Annotated in this window: 2 protein-coding genes; both read left to right on the forward strand. The window is 52.3% G+C overall.

From position 1 onward, the window contains the following. The first annotated feature begins 79 nt into the window (after positions 1–79). Positions 80–4,762 carry a glutamate synthase large subunit gene (gltB, locus tag PsW74_RS00765; RefSeq protein ID WP_082830433.1) on the forward strand — a complete coding sequence of 1,561 codons (4,683 nt, stop codon included), beginning with the start codon at positions 80–82 and terminating at the stop codon, positions 4,760–4,762. An 11-nt stretch (positions 4,763–4,773) separates the two neighbouring features. Beyond that, a complete protein-coding gene (locus PsW74_RS00770; RefSeq protein WP_063290280.1) occupies positions 4,774–6,207 on the forward strand; it encodes a glutamate synthase subunit beta in 1,434 nt (477 codons plus the stop codon). Positions 6,208–6,430 lie beyond the last annotated feature (223 nt).

A 6,430-nucleotide genomic window follows, 5' to 3' on the forward strand; every position in this document is an offset into this window, starting at 1 on the left:
CACATTGAGATGAGCGAAAGTGAGGCCAAAAATGGCAGAAAAAGGAGGAAACACGATGCATATGAGTGGGGGGGAACCTATGAAAACCCGAGCTACCACCACAGGCACCGTTACGGAAAAACTCCGCACTGCTGCCACTGAGGGGCTTTACAATCCAGCCAAAGAGCACGATGCCTGTGGCGTCGGCTTTATAGCTAACCTCAAAGGCGCACAATCTCACCACGTGGTACAAAGCGGCCTTCAGATCGTTGAAAACCTGACACACCGCGGCGCAGTTGGCGCTGACCCATTGATGGGCGACGGTGCAGGTATGCTGACCCAGGTCCCACACGAGTTTTTCAAAGAAGAATGCTCGAAGATCGGATTCGATCTTCCAGAAGCTGGCGAATACGGCGTTGCGTTCTTCTTCCTTCCACAAGATAAAAAGCTCCGCGAGCAATGCGAAAGCATCGTTGCGGAATGTGTTTCTGATGAAGGTCTTGAAGTATTAGGCTGGCGTGATGTTCCGGTCGACAATTCTTCTTTGTCGAAAGCACCGGATATTGCAGCGACAGAACCTGTTTCCCGTCAGTTGTTTGTAACTCTACCAAACAATACAGATGGCGACATTCTGGAGCGCCGCCTCTTTATCCTGCGCAAAGTGATCTCCAACGTAGTGCGCGAGAAATCTGAGGCCGTAGAAAAAGGCTTCTACGTCGTTTCCTTCTCCAGCCGCACCATCGTCTACAAAGGCATGTTCCTCGCGTACCAGCTTGGCGCTTACTATGACGATCTGCGTGATGAGCGCTTCATCTCTGCGCTGGCGTTGGTTCACCAGCGCTTCTCAACCAACACTTTCCCGTCATGGGATCTGGCTCACCCATACCGTATGGTTGCGCACAACGGTGAAATCAACACCTTGCGCGGCAACGTAAACTGGATGGCAGCCCGTCAGGCATCTGTGTCCTCTCCTGCATTTGGTGACGACATCAACAAGCTATGGCCGATCTCTTACGAAGGTCAGTCTGACACAGCATGCTTCGATAACGCCTTGGAATTCCTCACCACTGGCGGCTATTCCCTTGCGCATGCAGCTATGATGCTGATCCCGGAAGCGTGGGCCGGCAACCCGCTGATGGACGAAAACCGTCGCTCTTTCTACCAATACCATGCCTCTATCATGGAACCATGGGACGGACCTGCAGCGGTAGCCTTCACAGACGGTCGTCAGATTGGCGCAACGCTTGATCGTAATGGTCTACGCCCTGCCCGTTACATCGTCACTGATGATGATTTCGTGGTTATGTCTTCTGAAGTTGGTGTTCTCGACATTCCAGAAGAGAAGATCATCCAGAAATGGCGTCTCCAGCCAGGCAAAATGCTCCTGATCGATTTGGAAGAAGGTCGTATTGTTTCTGACGAAGAAATCAAGCGCCAGCTCTCCACGGCAAACCCTTATAAAGACTGGCTGCATCGCACGCAGATGGTTCTTGAAGACCTCCCATCCGTACGTGAACGCGCGCCGGTTGCAGGTGAAACCCTTCTCGACCGTCAGCAAGCCTTTGGTTACACGCAGGAAGACATCAAGCTTCTCATGCAGCCAATGGCAACCGTTGGTCAGGAAGCACTGGGGTCTATGGGTACTGACACACCTGTGTCCGTCCTCTCAGACAAATCCAAGCTTCTGTACACCTACTTCAAGCAGAACTTTGCGCAGGTAACCAACCCACCGATCGATCCGATCCGCGAAGAATTGGTGATGAGCCTCGTGTCCTTCATTGGACCACGTCCGAACCTGTTTGATCTGAAAGGTCTTTCTACCTCCAAACGTCTGGAAGTACGTCAGCCAATCCTCACCAATGCTGATCTGGAAAAGATCCGCGCTATTGGTGATATCGAAGACAATCAGTTCCAAACCAAAACCCTCGACATCACCTACTCTGCTGAGAAGGGGACCAAGGGCATGGAAGATGCTCTGGAGCGCTTGTGTGCTCGCGCTGAAAAGGCTGTTCATGGTGGTTACAACATCATCATCTTGTCTGACCGCGTGATCTCACGTGCCCGTATTGCAATTCCTGCACTATTGGCGACAGCTGCTGTCCATAACTACCTGATCCGCAAAGGCCTTCGTACCTCAGTGGGTCTTGTGGTTGAAACAGGTGAAGCACGCGAAGTTCATCACTTCTGCGTTCTGGCCGGTTATGGTGCAGAGGCAATCAACCCCTATCTCGCATTCGAAACAATCCGTTCAATGCACTCTGAAGGGTCTTTCCCTGAGGAAGTGGATGAGCATGAAGTTGTCTCTCGCTACATCAAGGCCATCAACAAAGGCATGCTCAAAGTCATGTCCAAGATGGGCATCTCCACCTATCAGTCTTACTGTGGTGCGCAGATCTTTGATGCGGTTGGCCTGAATTCAGAATTTGTAGAAAAATTCTTCTTCGGTACAGCAACAACCATCGAAGGCATCGGCCTAAAAGAAGTTGCTGAAGAGACTGTTGTTCGTCACCACGATGCATTTGAGGATATTCCTGTTCTGCGTCGCTCGCTGGACGTTGGTGGTGAGTATGCATACCGGACCCGTGGCGAAAACCACATGTGGACCCCGGACAGCATCGCCACTCTTCAACATGCGGTACGCAACAACCTGCCTGAAAAGTATCTGGAATTCGCCAAGGAAGTGAACGAAGCCTCTGGCCGTTACACAATCCGTGGCATGTTCCGCATCAAATCAGCAGAAGAGCTGGGACGCCGTCCAGTCAACATCGATGAAGTTGAGTCCGCAGAAGACATCGTCAAGCGCTTCTCAACGGGTGCAATGTCTTTCGGCTCAATCTCTCGCGAAGCTCATACATCGCTTGCGATTGCTATGAACAAGATTGGCGGTAAATCCAATACTGGTGAAGGTGGCGAAGAAGCCGAACGCTTCAACCCACTGCCGGACGGATCTCCAAACCCAATGCGTTCTGCGATCAAGCAGGTTGCATCAGGGCGCTTTGGCGTAACAACCGAATATCTGGTCAACTCTGATATGATCCAGATTAAGGTCGCTCAGGGTGCAAAACCGGGTGAAGGCGGACAGCTGCCAGGCCATAAAGTGGATGCAGTGATCGCAAAGACACGTCACTCCACACAGGGCGTAGGCTTGATTTCACCTCCTCCGCACCACGACATCTACTCAATCGAAGATCTGGCGCAGCTGATCTACGATCTGAAGAACGTGAACCCAGAGGCGGATATCTCAGTCAAGCTGGTGTCTGAAGTTGGTGTTGGAACAGTTGCAGCAGGTGTTGCCAAAGCGCGCGCAGACCACATCACGGTCTCTGGCTTTGACGGTGGCACTGGTGCATCCCCACTCACCTCTTTGAAGCACGCCGGTTCTCCATGGGAGATGGGTCTTGCTGAAACCCAGCAAACACTCGTTCTCAATGGCCTGCGTTCCCGTATCGCTTTGCAGGTTGATGGTGGTCTTCGCACAGGCCGTGACGTACTTGTTGGCGCTCTTCTGGGCGCAGATGAATACGGCTTCTCAACCGCTCCGCTGATCGCTGCTGGTTGCTTGATGATGCGTAAGTGTCACCTCAACACCTGCCCGGTTGGCATTGCGACCCAGGACCCGGTTCTACGGAAGCGCTTTAAGGGCACTCCAGAACACGTCATCAACTATTTCTTCTATGTAGCAGAAGAACTTCGCGGATTGATGGCAGAACTCGGCGTCAGGAAACTGGACGAAATCATCGGTCGCTCCGACATGCTCGACAAAGAAACTGCGATCAATCACTGGAAGTCTGAAGGCCTTGATTTCTCAAGGATCTTCTATCGTCCAGATGCGGCGCAGGAACAAAGCCGCTGGTCACAGCTTCAAGAGCATCCAATCAACGAAGTTCTGGATCGTGAACTCATTCGCAACGCGATGCCAGCACTCGAAAGCAAAGAAAAAGTTGAGTTCCCGGCAAAGATCAAGTCAGTTGATCGTTCCGTTGGCGCAATGCTTTCTGGTCAGATTGCTAAACGCTACGGTGCAAAAGGCCTCAAAGACGATACCATCCATATCTCGATGACAGGTACAGCTGGTCAGGCGTTTGGTGCCTTTGTTGCCAAGGGCGTGACGATCGATCTTGAAGGCGATGCAAACGATTATGTAGGCAAAGGCCTCTCAGGTGGCCGCATTATCGTACGCCCACCAGAGAACACCCGCATCGTGCCGGAAAATTCCATCATTGTTGGGAATACCGTTCTTTACGGAGCAACCAGCGGTGAAGTGTACTTCCGCGGTGTTGGCGGCGAGCGTTTCGCAGTTCGTAACTCCGGAGCAACTGCGGTTGTTGAGGGTGTTGGCGACCACGGATGTGAATACATGACTGGCGGTGTTGTTGTTGTAATCGGTCAGACTGGCCGTAACTTCGCAGCAGGCATGTCCGGTGGTGTTGCTTACGTATTGGACGAGGATGGTACTTTTGGCTCCCGTTGTAACCTTGCAATGGTAGACATTCAGCCCGTGCAAGAAGAAGACGACCTGCTCGAAAAGCTGCATCACCATGGCGGCGACATCGAGTACAAAGGACGTGTGGATCTGTCAGCTGACATGACACGCCACGACGACGAGCGTCTGCGTCTCATTCTTGAAAACCACGTGAAGTATACTGGTTCCACCAAAGCTCAGAATATTCTGAATGACTGGGAGAACTGGCGTCCGAAGTTTGTGAAAGTTATGCCGGTTGAATACCGTCGCGCGCTTCAGGAAATGAAAGCTGCGCGTCTGGGCCTCGCGGCTGCGGAATAAGAGGGGAAGACATGGGTAAGGTAACTGGCTTTTTGGAGATCGACCGGCAGGAGCAAAACTACCAGCCGGCATCAGATCGCATCCGCCATTTTCGCGAATTCACTGTCCCGCTCTCGCAGCCGGAAGTGGAGCGTCAGGCAGCTCGTTGTATGGATTGTGGCATTCCGTTTTGCCACGGTCCTGCCGGTTGTCCAGTAAACAACCAGATCCCCGATTGGAATGATCTGGTATTTGCAGGGGACTGGGAAGAAGCATCACGCAATCTGCATTCAACCAACAACTTCCCTGAATTCACGGGCCGTATTTGCCCAGCTCCATGCGAGGAAGCATGTACGTTGAATCTGGAAGACATTCCGGTCGCGATTAAAACTGTCGAACAAGCAATCGCTGATCGCGCCTTTAAGGAAGGTTGGATCAAGCCCGAACCAGCAGCTACCAAGACAGGTAAAACTGTTGCAGTTATTGGGTCTGGTCCTGCAGGTATGGCAGCTGCTCAGCAGTTAGCGCGCGCTGGTCACACAGTTCATGTTTACGAACGCGAACCGAGTGCTGGTGGTTTGATGCGATATGGTATTCCTGACTTTAAGATGGAAAAACACTATATCGACCGCCGTGTAGCACAGCTGGAAGGAGAAGGCGTAACCTTCCACTACGGTTGTGAAATCGGCAAAGACGTAGAGTTTGAAGAGATCCACACACGTCACGATGCAACACTGCTTTGCACTGGTGCAGAACGCCCGCGTGATCCAGGCATTCCGGGCATGGACCTCAAAGGTGCGATGTATGCGATGCCTTTCCTCGTACAGCAGAACCGCCGCGTTGGTGGTGAAGATGTATCGGGCGAAGAGCCATACTGGGCTGGCGGCAAACACATTGTTGTTGTCGGCGGTGGTGACACCGCATCTGACTGCGTTGGGACATCCTTCCGTCAGGGCGCTCTGTCTGTAACCCAGATGGATATTCGTCCAATGCCACCACTGAAGGAAGATAAGAACCAGTTCTGGCCATACTGGCCAACGAAGTTCCGCACCTCAACCTCTCAGGCTGAAGGCGCAGAACGTGAGTTTTCCGCGGCAACGCTCGAAATCGTAGGTGATGAAGACGGTCACGTAACAGGCGTAAAATGTGCTCGTGTAGATGAAAAACGTGTTCCGATTGAAGGAACCGAGTTCATTCTCAAGGCAGACCTTGTTCTTGCAGCCATTGGTTTCTCAGGCCCGAACATGGAAACTTACGTCAAAGAAGCTGGTGACGACCTGGAGTTGGATCCGCGCACCAACGTGAAAGCAAACACCGAAGACTACAAGACCTCCATCAAAAAGGTCTTTGCAGCTGGTGACGTGCGCAAAGGCCAGTCCCTTGTGGTCTGGGCTATCCGCGAAGGTCGTCAGGCCGCTCGTTCAATCGACGAGTTCCTGACAGGATCTTCCAATCTGCCACGCTAAACACAGCGGACAATCAAACAACAAAGCCCCGGAAAGCCCCGCTTTCCGGGGCTTTTTGATGTTGCTCCATTCTTTCTCACTCATACATTCTGAGTTGAACTTGCAAGCACTAAAAGCACCGCATGGCCTCCCATGCAGTGATGAAACGAGAATTCCCGAAGGTCGGGATGAGCAAGGCGGCAGGCAACGCCTGCGCTACTTGTTAGAAATGAGTCTTTGGCAT

This window comes from Pseudovibrio sp. W74 (assembly GCF_001623085.1).
Lineage (GTDB): Bacteria > Pseudomonadota > Alphaproteobacteria > Rhizobiales > Stappiaceae > Pseudovibrio.

Excerpts from the sequence above, each read along its gene's own strand:
- gltB (WP_082830433.1), top strand. The coding sequence starts at position 80 with ATGAAAACCCGAGCTACCACCACAGGCACCGTTACGGAAAAACTCCGC.
- PsW74_RS00770 (WP_063290280.1), top strand. The coding sequence starts at position 4,774 with ATGGGTAAGGTAACTGGCTTTTTGGAGATCGACCGGCAGGAGCAAAAC.